The following is a 14450-nucleotide window of genomic DNA, read 5'->3' on the forward strand; positions in this document are numbered from 1 at the left end:
GACCCACGCACAGTTAGGGCCGCCCTCGGCATGGGCGGCCCTTCCCGTGACGGCGTGCCTAGCCCATGCGGCCCGTGCGGATCACGTCCGCGATCACCGGCGGCAGGTTCCACGCCATGATGTCGAACGCACTCGACGCGAAATCGTACGTGACCTTATGTAGCGTCACCTTCGGCTTGCGGCCCACGCAATCGACCAGCACCACATCCGCACCCGGCTCGTGATTCAGCGTCAGGCCCACGCTGCCCGGATCCACGAACGTCGTATCTCCAATCACCCGGATGAACGGCACGTGCGTCCCACCCACCAGCACCACCCGCGCTCCCAGCGAATCCGCCAGCGTCTCCAGTTCCCGCTCGGGCGCCATCAGGTCCATGCGCTGCTCCGGGTCATGCGGACTGCCATGGAAGAACCGCACGCGCCCCACCGGCGTCATGATCCGCCCGCCCGGCGGCAGCCGACGCAGGAAATCCACCTGATCCGGCGTCAGCATCTTCTTCGTCCAGTTCAGCACCTGATCCGCCACGCCCTTCCGGTCCGCCCGTTCGCCCATGTCCATGGCGACACGCATGTCACTGGACCCCAGGCCCACAACCCAGCCTTCCCGCTTCACGAAATCGATGACCGGACCCGGGCTGGCCCCATACCCCACCAGATCCCCGACGACGATCACCTGATTCACGATGTTCTCCGACAGGAACCGCTTCACGGCCGTCAGTGCGTGAATGTTCCCGTGAATGTCACTGATAAACGCCAGTCTCAAGGTGCGTTCATCCTAGACCAAAACACGCCGACCCACCCACCCAACCCACCCGACAGGCCCCTATAGTGGCGGCGATGCCCACCCCCGCCACCGGCCTCCTCCTCGGACTGCTGCTCGCCGCCTGCGGCCTCCCGCTCCCCTGGAGCGCCCTGAGCTTCATCCCGCTGACCCTGATCCTCGTCTTCACCGCCCGTGCCGACACGCCCCGCCACGCCGCCGGACGAGCCTTCTGGGTGGGCTTCGGGTACTTCGGCCTGCACCTGTGGTGGCTGGGCGCGTTCCTCGTGAATCTCCTCGGATTCCCACCCCTCGGCGCGGCCGCCGCTCTCCTGTTTGCCCTGGAAGGCGCGTTCCTGGTCATCACGGCCTTCCTGGCCACCAGCGTCGCCCGCACCAGAACCGGTCGCATCTGGACCCTCGCGGGCGCGTGGGTCATCCTGGAATGGCTGCGGTTCCTCGGCCCGCTCGCATTCCCCTGGCCGACCCTCGGGTATACGCTGCTGCCCACCCCCGCCATCCAGATCGCGGACCTGGGCGGCGTCCTCCTGGGCAGCGTGCTGATCTCCTTTACCGCCGCCAGCCTCGCCCACGCCTGGACCGAACGCGGACAGTGGGGGAGACGTCCCCTCGCACCCGCCTTGCTGGCGGCCATCGCCTGGGCCGCTGCCCTCGGCTACGGCCTCACCCGCACCCCCGGCACCGGACCCGAACAACCCATGCGCGTCATGCGCGTCACCTTCGACGTGTTCGCGCGGGCCAGTAACTCCTCCGACGCCATCGCGGAATTCGAGGCGCAACGAGCCGCCAGTCTCAACCGGCCCCAAGGCAGCGTCGTCGTCTGGAGTGAAAGTGCCACCCGTAACCAGTCCACACCTGCTCAGCCACGCACCGCCATCCCTGGCTTCCCAGGACCTGGAATCACCGGGTACAGCGGCGCGCAGTTCACGCCACTCCCGAACAACCAGTACCGCACCGAGGAATTCAACACCGTCACCACCCTCGACACCGCAGGCCGCATCCAGAGCGTCAATGCCAAGGCTCAACCCGTCCCCTTCGGCGAACTGTTCCCTCTGCGCCCCATCCTGAACCCCATCTATGGCCTGCTCGAACGCAACCTCGGCTTCACGCTCGGCAGCATGCCCCGCAACCTCACTCCCACGCCCCTCAGCCTGAATGGCGTGCTGTACGGCGCGTACATCTGCTACGACAGCGTGTTCCCGCGGGTGGCCCGCGCTCTGGCCGCGCAGGGCGCGCAGGTTCTCGTGAACCCCAGCAACGACGGCTGGTACCAGGGCTGGGGCGTGCAGCAGCACTTCAGCATGGGCCGAGTCCGCGCCATCGAAACGCGCCGCTGGCTGGTGCGCAGCGTCAACAACGGTGTCGCCGGGGCGGTGAACGATCTCGGCCAGCCCGTGCAGATTGTCGAGAGCGGTGACGAGTTGCAGGTGCTTGATGTCCGCCCCAGGCTCCTGACGGGAACCACGCTGTACGTCCGCCTGGGCGACTGGCCCGCGCTGGTGCTGGCATTGAGCATGGTCGTGTACGGGATGACGCGGCGCGAGCGGATGCTCTGACCTCTGGTGAGATGCTGTCTGAGGCGTGAGGGAGGTGTGGCCGGATCGTGTCTCGATCCTTCCCCAGATACCCCTCCGTTGATAATGCATGTTATCATCGGATCACATGTCAGAGATCACGCCCTACCTCGGCGACCGGCTGGCCCAGGCCCGTGCCCTTGCCGGACTGTCCGACGAGGCCCTGCGCGTCCGCGCCATCACCGCCGCCCGCGACAAGTCCTTCGAGGACCTGTGGTCCCTGACACTCGCGTACCTGAGCAGCGACACCAGCGCCGGCGTGAAACTCAGCCCGCACACCCTGCGCGCCTACCGCAAGGGCGTCGAGGTGCTGCTGGAGCACGCGTCGTCGAACGCCTGGAACCTGCTGCACCCGGGTCGCCGTGAGCCTGGGCTGTACGTGGCCGCGCTGACGGCGTCCGGCCTGAAGCCCGCGACGGTCATGGCCCGCGTGGCAGCCGCCGGGGCGCTGTACCGGGCGCTGCGCTGGGCCGGTGCCACGGATGCCGATCCGTTCGCGGACGTGAAGCGCCCCAAGGACCGCACGAAGGGCGTGGTGAAGAATCCACCGTACCGGGAGGATTTCGTGCAGGCCATGCTGGTCGAGGCGGACCCGCACGAGGCGGCGCTGCTGCTGCTGCTCACGCATGCGGGCCTGCGGATCGCGGAGGCCCTTGCGGTGGAGTGGGTGCATGTGAACCTGTCCGGGCGTCGCCTGCTGGTCGCGCACGGCAAGGGGGACAAGGCGCGGATGGTCCCCATGAGTGCCCGCCTGCGCGAGGCGCTGGAGGTGCTGCGGGGTGCGGCGCCTTCCCAGGGGTTCGTGCTGCCCTGGCGGGCGTATTCCACGGCGTATGAGCGGTTGCAGCGGGTGGCCCTCCGGTGCGGGCGGGAACATGAGTTCCGGGGCTTTCACGCGGGCCGGAAGTACGCCGGGACCCAGCTGTACGCGGCGGTCAAGGATTTCACGCGGGTGGCGGGTTTCCTTGGGCACGAACAGGTCGACACGACGCGCCGGTACGTGGAGGTTCCGGAGGACGACCTGGCGGAGGCCATCGAGGCATTCCGGTAGGTCCGTTACCCTTCGGCGCGGTTTGCCGGGGTGTTCCTGACCTTCCTGTGCGCCTGATGATTTTACGTCGTCCTGGACGGCATTTCTGGGGACATGTTAACTGACCGCCTAGGCAGAAGCTCTGGCGGTCAGTCGGGGTCTTGCGTTCAGGTTTCGATGTCGTCGCGTTTCGCGGCGGTCAGGAAGCGGATCGCGCCGGGCAGGATCTGCGCGGTGAACGGTGTCGTCTCGACGTGCAGTTCACCGTCGTACTGCAGCGGGAAGGGGTCGTCCGCGTCGATCTCGATGTGCCTCGCCTCGATCGTTTCCAGGTTGCCGCTGAAGATGGGGTCACCCAGGTTGAGTTTCACGCGGACCGAGTCGATCAGGTTCGGGATGAGCCGCATGATGTTCCCGGCTTTCAGCAGGATCACGGTGAAGCGGCCGTCGCTGGGGCTGATATCACTGGTGATCGGCAGGCGGTAGTTCGCCATGCCGAAGTTCGCGACCATCACGCCGATCCCCTCGAAGTCGCGCACCTCACCGTCGATCTTCAGGTGGAAGACGGTCTTCTTGGGGTTGAGTTGCTTCATGGCGCTCATGACGTACGCCATGACGCCGAAGCGTTCCTTGAGTTCCTCACTGTCGCGGATCATGCTGGCGTCCGCGCCTGCACCGGCCAGCATGCAGAAGCCGCTCTTCTCGTCCTTGACAGTAATTTCACCCATGTCCACCCGCAGGGCGTGGCCCTCGATCATGATCTCCGCGAGGGACTTCGCGTCCTGCGGGAGGTCGAGGTTCTGCGCGATGAGGTTCGCGGTGCCGGCCGGGAACGCCAGCATCGGGACGTTCTTGTACCGCGAGGCGTAGGCGAGGCTGCTGACGGTGCCGTCCCCGCCCGCTCCGACGAGGTACGTGAACTGCTCGATGTCCGTCACGTAGTCGGCCATGGGGGTATCGGGTTGAAGTTCGCGTTCGGTCACGTCTGCGCCGGCTTCCTTGAGCAGGCGGATGAATTCGGGCAGTTCGCTGTCGCCGCTGCCGCTTTTGGGATTGAAGACCACGAGGATTCGTTTCCCGTTGAGGGTCCCGGTGGAGGTAGGAGCGTTGCCTGTCATCTCATGCATTAGACTGCCTTCACGGAGGAAAGGACATGCTGCGTTTCTTTGTTGCTTCTTTACTGATGGCTGGCGGTCTGGTGGCGTGCGCCCCAGCTCAGCAGGGCGCGTCCCAGATGGTGACGGTCACGCCCATGCTGATCAAGGTGTCCGAGGGGGCCGCGCGGAGCGGCACGGTGACCATTCAGGGTCGTTACCTGGGCGGACCCAGCGCCGGCAAGGTGCGGCTCGGGGCGACCGAGCAGGGTGAGGGCGGGTACGTGTTCCCGGCGGCGGCCGTGCAGTCGTGGACGGACACGCAGATCGTGCTGACCGTCCCGGCCGACGCGCCGGTCGGCGGCAGCTGGCTGTTCGTCGAGGTCGGCGGGATGCGGTCCACGGGCCTGCCGTTCAGCGTCAGGCAGTAAGTGACCGCTCAGGGGGCGGCTCCGGGGGTCCGGGGTCGCCCTCTCCCCTGCCGCGGTGCGTGAGCCGTCCGGCGGATGGGGGTTTTGCCGTGCAGGCGCTATGCTGCTCGGGTTATGGCGATCAACCGCCCCAAGGGCACAGAAGATCACCTCCCGGCCCTGAGTCCGAAACTCACGCTTGACGTTTCGGCTCAGGCGCACGGCTGGCTGGTGGAGAAGGCAAGGCGCGTCCTGGAACGCGCAGGCGCGCAGCGCATCGACACGCCCCTGTTCGAGGAGGCGGACCTCGTCAAACGCGGCGTGGGGGGCAGCACGGACATCGTCCGTAAGGAGATGTTCACCGTGTACTACTTCGGGGATCACGGCGGGTACATCCTGCGGCCCGAGGGCACGGCGGCGATCGTGCGCGCGTACCTGCAGAACGGACTGAAGCAGCTGCCCGCACCACTGAAGTTGTGGACGCATGGACCGATGTTCCGCGCGGAGCGGCAGCAGCGCGGGCGCCTGCGGCAGTTCCATCAGGTGGATTACGAGGTGCTGGGCAGCACGGACGCGCTCGTGGACGCTGAGGCGATTGCGCTGATGGTCGGCGTGGTACGCGAACTGGGCCTGACGGGCGTGCGCGTGAAGCTGGGCAGCATCGGCGACCCGGAGGACCGTGAGCGGTACAACACGTACCTGCGTGAGCTGTTCACGCCGCAGTTGGAGCGCCTGTCGGACGACTCGAAGGACCGCCTGACCCGCAACCCGATGCGCATCCTGGACAGCAAGAGCGCCGGCGATCAGGAACTCCTCGCGGAACTCGGCGTGCGGCCCATGCTGGACTTCCTGGGTGAGGAGGCGGGCGCGCACTTCCGCACCGTGCAGGCCTACCTGACCGAGTGGGGCGTCGAGTACGACATCGACCCGAGCATCGTGCGCGGCCTGGACTACTACCGCCTCACCGCGTGGGAACTCCACCACGAGGGCGTCGGCGCGAAGTCCGCGCTGGGCGGCGGGGGCCGCTACGACGGCCTCGCGCAGGAACTCGGCAGCAAGGAGACCATCCCCGGGATCGGCTGGGCGTTCGGCGTCGAACGGCTCCTGCTAGCGCTGGAAGCCGAGGGCATGGCCCTCCCGGAGATCGCCGGGCCGCTGCTGTACGTCGCCGCGCTGGACGAGGTGAACGTCCCGCACGCCGCGCGGACCGCCATGAGCGCCCGCGCGCACGCCCGCGCGGAATTCGCATACCGCGCGATGAAACCCGCCGCCGCCTTCCGCGATGCTGAACGGCGTGGCGCGCACTGGGTGGCCCTTCTCGGGACCGACGAGGTCACGCAGGGCACCCTCAGCCTCAAGAACATCAGGACCGGTGAGCAGCGCAGCCTCGCCGCCGCCGACCTCGCCACCTTCCTTCAGGAGCACGTATGAAACGCACCGCCATGATCGGCCACCTCACGCCCGCGCACGCCGGGCAGACCGTCACCCTGCAGGGCTGGGTGAACCGCCGCCGCGACCTGGGCGGCCTGATCTTCCTGGAACTGCGCGACCGCAGCGGGCTGGTGCAGGTGCAGGTCGAACCGGACTCCGCCGCGTTCGCCGACGCGGACCGCCTGCGCGCCGAGTACGTCGCGGAGATCGAGGGCACGTACCAGGCCCGCCCCGAGAGCCAGCGCAAGGGGGGCCTCGCGGACTATGAGGTCATCGCCACGCGCGTGAAGGTGCTGAACACCGCGAAGACCACGCCCTTCGAACTGGAGAAGGGGGACAGCGTCGCCGAGGACATCCGCCTGAAGTTCCGGTACCTCGACCTGCGCCGCCCGGAGATGCAGCGCAACCTCGTCCTGCGCAGCAAGGCCGTCGCCGCCGTCACCGAGTACCTCGACCGCGAGGGTTTCGTGCAGGTCGAGACGCCCATGCTCACCAAGTCCACGCCCGAGGGCGCCCGTGACTTCCTGGTGCCCAGCCGTCAGAACCCCGGCGAGTTCTACGCGTTGCCGCAGAGTCCGCAGCTGTTCAAGCAGATGCTGATGATCGCCGGGTACGACCGGTACTACCAGCTGGCCCGCTGCTTCCGCGACGAGGATCTGCGCGCCGACCGTCAGCCGGACTTCACGCAGCTCGACATGGAGATGAGCTTCGTGGAACTCGACGACGTCCTGAGCACCCAGGAGGGCCTGATGGCCCACGTGTTCCGCGAGACGATGGGCGTCGACCTGCCCGTGCCGTTCCCGCGTATGGCGTACATGGACGCCATGAACCTCTACGGCTCGGACAAGCCGGACCTGCGCTTCGACCTGAAGTTCACGGACGTCACCGACCTGTTCCAGGGCGGCGAGTTCAAGGCCTTCGCCACCGCGCAGGCCGTCAAGGTGATCGCCGCGCCCGAACTGACCCGCAAGCAGATCGACGAACTCGAACGCATCGCCAAGCAGAACGGCGCCGGGGGGCTCGCGTGGCTCAAACGCGACGGCGACGGCTTCACCGGCGGCATCAGCAAGTTCGTGACTGCGCAGGCGGCCGAACTGATCGCCCGCACTGGCGTCGAACAGGGCGGCACGCTGCTGTTCACCGCCGGGGAGTGGAAGAAGGCCGTCGGGGCACTCGGCGCGGTCCGCCTCGCCCTGCGCGACCTGTTCGACCTCGCCGCCGCCGGGCCGCAGTTCCACGTCTCCTGGGTCACGGAGTTCCCCCAGCTGGAATTCGACGACGACAGCGGCACCTGGACGTACATGCACCACCCCTTCACCGCCCCCCACCCCGACGACCTGAACCTGTTCGGCACCGACCGCCAGGGGGAAATCCGCGCGCAGGCGTACGACCTCGTCCTGAACGGCTTCGAGGTCGGCGGCGGCAGCATCCGCATCCACGACCCCGCCGTCCAGGCGCAGATGTTCCAGGCGATCGGTTTCAGCGCCGAGCAGGCCCGCGAGAAATTCGGGTTCTTCATGGACGCCCTGGAGTACGGCACGCCCCCCCACGGCGGCATCGCCTGGGGTTTCGACCGCCTGATCATGGTCATGAGCGGCGCGACCAGCATCCGCGAGGTCATCGCCTTCCCGAAGAACAACCGCGGCGTGGACCTCATGGCCCTGGCACCCTCCCCCGTCGAGCCGGGCCAGCTGGCCGACGTCGGCCTGAGCGTGGCGGCTTCCGATATCTGAAACTGGCGAGAACTGATCTGAACGGGGAGGGCAACCTCCCTCAGTTCCTCTACCTTCAAGTGAAACTATTCACGATTAATCCAGGTCGTGAATAGTCTGTCTATTTTGTTGATAGCTTTCAGACTCCGACCATTCGAAGAAATTCCAGCGTCAGCTGAGCCACGGCCCGTGGGTGGGTATCCGTGAGGCCATGCGGCGCACCTGGAATCTGCCACACGATGGCCCCCTCGATGTCCGAGGAAATCCGTTCGACCGTCCAGGTCTGGATCACCGGATCGGCCGCCCCGTCAATGAGCAGCGTCGGTACCCTCACCTGCGGCAGTAACGGTCCCGTCATGTGGGCTTCCTGATCACGCGCCAGCAGGAGCATCCGGCGTCCCCCGCACCGCCGGTAGGCCCGCAACCCCGGCCACAACAGACCCGGCCGTTCTCTCGGCAGGTCGCGCAGCAGGCGCAACAACTGCAGCCGAACGCTGGGGTTCTCCGGAATACCAGTCGGAGCACACGCAATAAGGGCCGGGCTCAGGCTGGGGTGCCGGGCCGCGAGATCAAACATCACCTCTCCCCCCAGGGAGTGCCCGAAGACCGGGCTTCCAGACAACCCTGCCGCCTGTAACCACTGCGCCAGGTGGTCCGTGAGGTGCTCGATGCACACCGGGTAGTCGGAGCGGCCCTCACTGTCCCCATGACCGGGGGGGTCGTACACGAAGACGGTGCGTTCACGCGCGAGTTCGCGGGCCAGTCGGGCGTACATCCAGGAGGCGCAGCCCAGTCCGGGCACGATGACGAGCGGCGCGCCACGCCCACGCTTCCACGCGTGAGTGCGCAGTCCGTTGACGGTGAGGTACGTCGGCTGTCCCCTCAAATGGATGGCCTGACCTCTCCCCTGTTCAGGAAGTCGAGCACCAGCGAGTTGAATTGTTCGGGCGCGTCCACCATCGCCACGTGACCAGCGCGGGGAATCACCTCGAACCTGGAGCCGGGCAGCGCCGCGTGCAGCAACTCGCCCACCGGGAGAGGCACGAGGATATCCCGTTCTCCCCAGATGATGAGAGTCGGCACGCGGATGAGCGGCAGGATGTCCTGCACGCTGTCGCGCAGCAGATCGGTCGCGTTGCGCCACAGGTTGAGCGGCCCAGCGCGCAGGCCGTCCAGGACGATGCGGCCGATGAAGCGGCGGTCACCCAGCCAGGCGGCGCGCGGCAGGTGCAGCGCCGTTCTGGCCGGGTTGGCGCGCAGCAGTCCACTGGCACACACGAGCACGAGGCGCGTCACGCGGTCTGGTCGTTGCGCGGCGACATGCAAGCTGATCTGCCCTCCCATGGAGTGACCGATCAGGGTGACGTCGCGCAGGTCTCGGTCATCCAGCCACGCGGCGATCAGCGCGGCCGCCTCGCGCACGGTGCGCGATGGGCGCCCCCGGGACAGGCCGTACCCGCTGAGATCCAGACTGTAAACCGAGTGATCCTGTTTCAGTGCGGGGACGTTGAGTCTCCACCAGCGGGTGGAGCCACTCAGGCCGTGAACCAGCACGATGGGCGGGCCACCACCGGTGCGTCGGACGCTCAGGTGCGCGCCGTCATGTGTGAAGGACTCGGTGGCCACGTCCCGCAGGATAGAGGGTGTGGGGCAGAGGCGTCCTGCATGGAAAACTCACGCTTGAACCTACATGATGATCACCCAACCATGTGATTAATTTCACGATTGATCGTGTTCGTGAATGATTTGCCCGTTAGAACTCCTCCGCTTCGCACTTCTCGTCACGGAACAGCATTCCGTCCTCCACTATGCTTCGTAGCGTGCGCCCCGACGACCTGCCCGTGCTGCCCGCCACGCCCGGCGTGTACATCTTCCGCAAGGGCGGGACGCCCATCTACATCGGCAAGGCCAAGAACCTTCGCTCCCGCGTCAACCAGCACTTCAAGGCGGGCGGCAAGAGCGGGAAGTTCACCGCGCTGGCCGACACCCTGGAATTCATCACCGCGCGGAACGAAGTCGAGGCGCTGGTCCTTGAAGCGAACCTCATCAAGCAGCACCGGCCGCACTACAACGTCACGTTGAAGGACGACAAGCACTACCCGTTCCTGAAACTGACGAACGAGGCCTTCCCCATGCTGGTCGTCACGCGGCGCGTCCTGAAGGACGGGGGGCGTTACTACGGCCCGTACCCGGACTCGTCCGCGGTGCGGCGCGTGAAGAACCTGATCGACACGATGTTCCCCCTGCGGAAGAACAGTGGGCTGCCCATGCAGCACAAGCCGCGCCCCTGCCTGAACTTCCACATGGGCCGCTGCCTGGGCCCCTGCGTGAACCGCGCCGACGCGGGCGAGTACGCGCGGGTGGTGGACGACGTGACCAGCCTGCTGGAAGGCCGCGCCGCGCCCGTGATCGCCCGGCTGCGCGAGGACATGAAGGTCGCCGCGAAGGGGCAGGATTTCGAGCAGGCGGCCCGCGTACGCGACCGGGTGCAGGCCGTCGAGAAGCTGTTCGGGACCGAGCAGCACGCCTTCGTCAGCGAGGAGACCGACCTGGACTTCCTGGGCGCCGCGCAGGCCGGGGAGTACGCGATGGTGCAGCTGTTCCGCATGCGCGGCGGGCGCGTCGTGGGCCGCGACAAGCGGTTCCTGAGCGGCACGGAGGACGCCCCGCTGGGCGAGATCGTCGAGGCGTTCGTGCAGGACTACTACACCCAGGCGACGCACGTGCCCCCGCTGATCCTGCTACCTGCCGACTTCGAGGACGCGCCTACCTGGAGTGACTTCCTGTCGGAGAAGGCCGGGCGGAAGGTCGAGATGCGCACCCCGAAACGCGGGGACAAGGTGGACCTGATCGACATGGCGCAGCGCAACGCGCAGAACGGCCTGGATTCCGAGATGGCGCTGCTGGAACGCCGGGGCGACCATCCGGGCCTGGACGCGCTGCGCGAGGTGCTGGCCCTCCCAGACAGGCCGTGGCGGATCGAGGGGTACGACAACAGCAACCTCTTCGGCACGAACATCGTGTCCGGGATGGTCGTGTTCGAGGGGGGCCGCTCGCGACGCGGGGAGCACCGGCGCTTCAAGGTGCGCGGCCTGGACCACCCGGACGATTACACCAGCATGCGGCAGACGATCACGCGGCGCTTCACGGGGAGCCTCAGTGACAAGCTACCCCTGCCGGACCTGCTGCTGATCGACGGGGGGCGCGGACAGGTGAATGCCGCGCTGGACGCGCTGAAGGAAGCGAACCTGCACATTCCGGTCGTGGGCCTCGCCAAGCGGGAGGAACGCCTGATCCTTCCCGGTCGCTACGGGGCGCAGTGGTGGCTGGAGACCGGCACGGAGGTCGGCGTGGAGCGGGAACTGCTGCTGCCGCACACGCACCCGGCGCTGCGGATGCTGATCGGCGTGCGGGACGAGGTGCACAACTACGCCGTGACCTACCACCGCAAGCTGCGTGGCGAGGCGATGCTGCGCAGCGTGTTCGACGACCTGCCAGGCATCGGGCAGAAACGGCGCGACGCGCTGCTGGAGCACTTCACCAGCCTGGAGGACCTCGCCAGCGCCCCGCTGGAGCAGATCGCGGCGGTGCCCGGCATGACCATGCGCGCCGCGCAGAGCGTGAAGACGTTCCTCGCGGAGCGGGACGCCCGCGCCGCCCCGATCAGCAGCTGACCCTCGCCGATCAGGCGTCTCCTGGGCAAAAGGGCGCCGCTCCTCTTCACGGGGAAGGGAGCGGCGCGGGGAGGGTGCTCGGGAGCGTCACGCGAGACGCAGGCGGTGCAGGAGGGCGCGCAGGGCACCGGGCTTGACGGGAACTCGCTGGGCGGCCTGGGCCTGACGGACGAGGCGGGCGTGCTGGGCTTCCTGCAGGAGGTCCTGCGCGTGAAGCTGGAGAAGATCATGTTGCATTCTGGGCTCCTGAGGTCGCGTCGCCGCCCGGGTGGCGGCCCTTGATGAACGCGGTCCTTCTGTCTCCTATGGTGCGCTCCGGGCGGGGACGGCCGCATGCACCGGGTGGCGCATGCCCCGTTAAGCCAAAGGGCGCAGGAGCGTTAAGCAAGGCGCAAGCGGGCCGGGGTGCGTCGTGCGGACGTGTCGGGCTGTAATGACAGGATGTTTCCCCGGTCCCGCCGTGAATTCGTGCCGTACGTGAAGACGCACTGGCGGTCCCTCCTGAAGCTGCTGCTGGGCGTGATGATTCCATTCGTCCTGTTCACGCACCTGACCCACGAGATCTTCCGCGAGGGGGGCTTCGCGTGGGATCAGGCGATCCTGAACTGGTACGCGCAGCGGCGCACCCCCGGCCTGACGCACTTCGCGGAGGTGCTCGCCCTGCTGGGTGGCGTGTCGGTCCTGCCGTTCGTGACACTCGTCATCGCGTGGCTGATGGGCCGCGCCAGCGGCAAGGCGCACGGGTGGTTCCTGGTCAGCAGCGTCGCCGGAGCCACGCTGCTGAACGTCGTGGCGAAGGTCGTGTTCCAGCGCCCCCGCCCGGACGAACTGGTCGCGGTCCTGACGGAGCCGGGCTTCAGCTTCCCCAGCGGGCACGCCATGGCGAACGCCGCGTTCGGGCTGGCCCTGGCCCTGGCCTTCTGGCGGTCACGGGCAGGGTGGCCCGTCGCGGTGTTCGGGGCGGTGTGGGCTCTGGCCATCGGCGTCAGCCGCAACTACCTAGGCGTGCACTATCCGTCGGACGTGCTGGCGGGGTTCACGGCGAGCGTCACCTGGGTCGCCGGGCTCTACATCCTGATGGCGCGCCGCTGGCCGCAACTGCGCAAGAGCCCGGGCGGGGAGCGGGATACCCGGCCCGGCGCACCGAGAAACGAGTCTCAGCCGTCACCATCGGAAACAGTTGTCGTTACGGATCAGGAATGAAGTCAACGTGATCCGCTCCGCATGACGAGAGGGCCCCCGGCACACGCCGCGAGGCCCTCATTCTCATTCTGGACGGGTCAGGCGGTGGCGGGCGTTCCCAGGTCGAAGGCGCGGTGCACGGCGAGGGTCGCGCCGTCCACCTGCTCGGCCTCGACCGCGACGGACACGTTCAGTTCGCTGCTGCCCTGCGAGATCATGAGCACGTTCACGTCCTGATCGGCCAGCGCTGTGAACATCCGCGCGGACACGCCCTTCTGGCCGCGCATGCCGCTGCCCACGATGGCCAGGACGGCCACGCCGGGCTGCACCTCGACCTTCAGTTCCAGGCTGACCCCGGCGCGCAGGGCGCTGAGGGTGCGTTCGGCATCCACGGTCTGCACGGCCAGCGACACGTTGCTCATGCTGGACGACTGCGACACCATCAGCAGCGTGACGTTCTCGCGGGCGATCGCGTCGAACACGCTGGCGATCACCTCTGGAATGCCGAGCACCCCGGCGCCGCTCACGTTGATGATGCTCACATTGCGGATGGCGGTGACGGCCTTGACCGGGTGGCCCGCCTCGTCGCGCGGGTCGGCCTGCACGAGCGTGCCGGGGAAGTCCGGATCGGCGGCGCTCTTGACGCGCAGGGGAATGCCGCTCTCCTGCAGGGGCGTGACGGCGAGGGGGTGCAGGACCTTCGCGCCGAAGTACGCGAGTTCCATCACCTCGCCGTACGACAGGACCTCGATATTGCGGGCGTCCTTGACGACGCGGGGGTCGGCGCTCATGACGCCGTCCACGTCCTTCCAGGCCCACACCTCGTCCGCGCCGAGCGCCTTGCCGATGATGGTGGCGCTGAAGTCCGTGCCGCCGCGCCCCAGCGTCGTGATCGCGCCCTTCTCGGTCTCGCCCATGAATCCCGCCACGACGGGCGTCACCCCGGCGGACAGCAGGCCGCTCAGGCGGTCCTTGACGCGTTCGTACGTGTTCACGAGGGGCTTGGCGTTCCCGAAGTGACTGTCCGTGAGGATGCCTGCCTCGCCGCCCGAGAGGTGGTGGGCGCGCAGTCCGTCCTGCTCGAGCGCGAGGCTCATCAGGGGCGCGGAGAGGCGCTCGCCGAACGCGACGATCAGGTCGCGGCTGCGGGGCGTCAGTTCGCGCAGCAGGTACACGCCGTACACGGCCTGGCGGAGCGTCTCGTGCATCTCGCGGATCTCGCGGACGGTGGTGCTGTCGGGCGCCGCCCCGAGTTCCTGCGCGGCCGTGAAGTGCCGGGTGCGCATCAGGGCGATCTCGTCGTTGGCGCTGGCGATGTCGCCCGACTGCGCGGCGTCCGCGAGCTTCAGCAGCTGGTTCGTGACGCCCGCCATGGCCGAGACGACCACCACGACCTTCACGCTGTCGCGGATGGAGCGGGCGGCCAGCGACGCGCTGTGGCGGATGGCACGGGAGTCCTGCATGTTCGTGCCGCCGAACTTCATGACGAGAAGGTCGTAACTCATGGCGAGCAGTATGACCCGAACGCCCACCACACGGGCCGGGGCGTCTGGGCAGCCGTC

At 67.7% G+C, this 14450-nt stretch carries 13 protein-coding genes; 7 read left to right on the forward strand and 6 right to left on the reverse strand.

Annotation, left to right across the window (positions count from 1 at the left end; translation table 11 throughout):
* Nucleotides 1–58: 58 nt before the first annotated feature.
* Nucleotides 59–763, reverse strand: a complete 705-nt coding sequence (locus IEY69_RS04370; RefSeq protein ID WP_189071879.1) for a metallophosphoesterase family protein — start codon at nt 761–763, stop codon at nt 59–61.
* Nucleotides 764–837: 74 nt separating this feature from the next.
* Between IEY69_RS04370 and lnt the strand changes: the two genes are divergently transcribed.
* Both lnt and IEY69_RS04380 read left to right on the forward strand, forming a co-directional pair.
* Nucleotides 838–2337, forward strand: coding sequence for an apolipoprotein N-acyltransferase (gene lnt / locus IEY69_RS04375; protein WP_189071880.1), 1500 nt, complete (start codon nt 838–840; stop codon nt 2335–2337).
* A gap of 106 nt (nt 2338–2443) precedes the next feature.
* Complete coding sequence (locus IEY69_RS04380) at nt 2444–3406, forward strand: tyrosine-type recombinase/integrase (RefSeq protein ID WP_189071881.1); 963 nt, start codon at nt 2444–2446, stop codon at nt 3404–3406.
* A gap of 146 nt (nt 3407–3552) precedes the next feature.
* On the opposite strand, the gene IEY69_RS04385 is transcribed toward IEY69_RS04380, so the two are convergent.
* Nucleotides 3553–4503: a diacylglycerol/lipid kinase family protein gene (locus tag IEY69_RS04385; protein WP_189071882.1), complete on the reverse strand. Its 951-nt coding sequence runs from the start codon at nt 4501–4503 to the stop codon at nt 3553–3555.
* Nucleotides 4504–4538: 35 nt separating this feature from the next.
* On the opposite strand from IEY69_RS04385, the gene IEY69_RS04390 reads away from it, so the two are divergent.
* The 3 genes from IEY69_RS04390 (at nt 4539) to aspS (ending at nt 8053) form a co-directional block, all read left to right on the forward strand.
* Complete coding sequence (locus tag IEY69_RS04390) at nt 4539–4910, forward strand: IPT/TIG domain-containing protein (RefSeq protein ID WP_189071883.1); 372 nt, start codon at nt 4539–4541, stop codon at nt 4908–4910.
* Between the two features lie 114 nt (nt 4911–5024).
* A complete protein-coding gene (gene hisS / locus IEY69_RS04395) occupies nt 5025–6320 on the forward strand; it encodes a histidine--tRNA ligase (protein WP_189071884.1) in 1296 nt (431 codons plus the stop codon).
* A complete protein-coding gene (gene aspS / locus IEY69_RS04400) occupies nt 6317–8053 on the forward strand; it encodes an aspartate--tRNA ligase (RefSeq protein ID WP_189071885.1) in 1737 nt (578 codons plus the stop codon). The genes hisS and aspS overlap by 4 nt, the downstream gene beginning before the upstream one ends.
* 118 nt (nt 8054–8171) lie before the next feature.
* Here aspS and IEY69_RS04405 read toward each other — a convergent pair whose 3' ends face one another.
* Nucleotides 8172–8918, reverse strand: a complete 747-nt coding sequence (locus IEY69_RS04405) for an alpha/beta fold hydrolase (RefSeq protein ID WP_229783626.1) — start codon at nt 8916–8918, stop codon at nt 8172–8174.
* Complete coding sequence (locus tag IEY69_RS04410) at nt 8915–9658, reverse strand: alpha/beta fold hydrolase (RefSeq protein ID WP_189071886.1); 744 nt, start codon at nt 9656–9658, stop codon at nt 8915–8917. The genes IEY69_RS04405 and IEY69_RS04410 overlap by 4 nt, the downstream gene beginning before the upstream one ends.
* A 194-nt stretch (nt 9659–9852) precedes the next feature.
* On the opposite strand from IEY69_RS04410, the gene uvrC reads away from it, so the two are divergent.
* On the forward strand, nt 9853–11706 hold the full coding sequence (gene uvrC, locus IEY69_RS04415; RefSeq protein WP_189071887.1) for an excinuclease ABC subunit UvrC: 1854 nt from the start codon (nt 9853–9855) through the stop codon (nt 11704–11706).
* 87 nt (nt 11707–11793) lie between these two features.
* Here the strand turns inward: uvrC and IEY69_RS04420 are convergent, their stop codons facing one another.
* A complete protein-coding gene (locus tag IEY69_RS04420; protein ID WP_189071888.1) occupies nt 11794–11943 on the reverse strand; it encodes a hypothetical protein in 150 nt (49 codons plus the stop codon).
* Between the two features lie 204 nt (nt 11944–12147).
* On the opposite strand from IEY69_RS04420, the gene IEY69_RS04425 reads away from it, so the two are divergent.
* Nucleotides 12148–12909 (forward strand): phosphatase PAP2 family protein, encoded by a 762-nt coding sequence (locus tag IEY69_RS04425; RefSeq protein WP_189071889.1) that lies wholly within the window; start codon nt 12148–12150, stop codon nt 12907–12909.
* 77 nt (nt 12910–12986) lie between these two features.
* Here IEY69_RS04425 and IEY69_RS04430 read toward each other — a convergent pair whose 3' ends face one another.
* Nucleotides 12987–14393: an aspartate kinase gene (locus tag IEY69_RS04430; RefSeq protein ID WP_189071890.1), complete on the reverse strand. Its 1407-nt coding sequence runs from the start codon at nt 14391–14393 to the stop codon at nt 12987–12989.
* Nucleotides 14394–14450: the final 57 nt, after the last annotated feature.

Source organism: Deinococcus sedimenti, assembly GCF_014648135.1.
Taxonomy (GTDB): Bacteria; Deinococcota; Deinococci; order Deinococcales; family Deinococcaceae; genus Deinococcus; species Deinococcus sedimenti.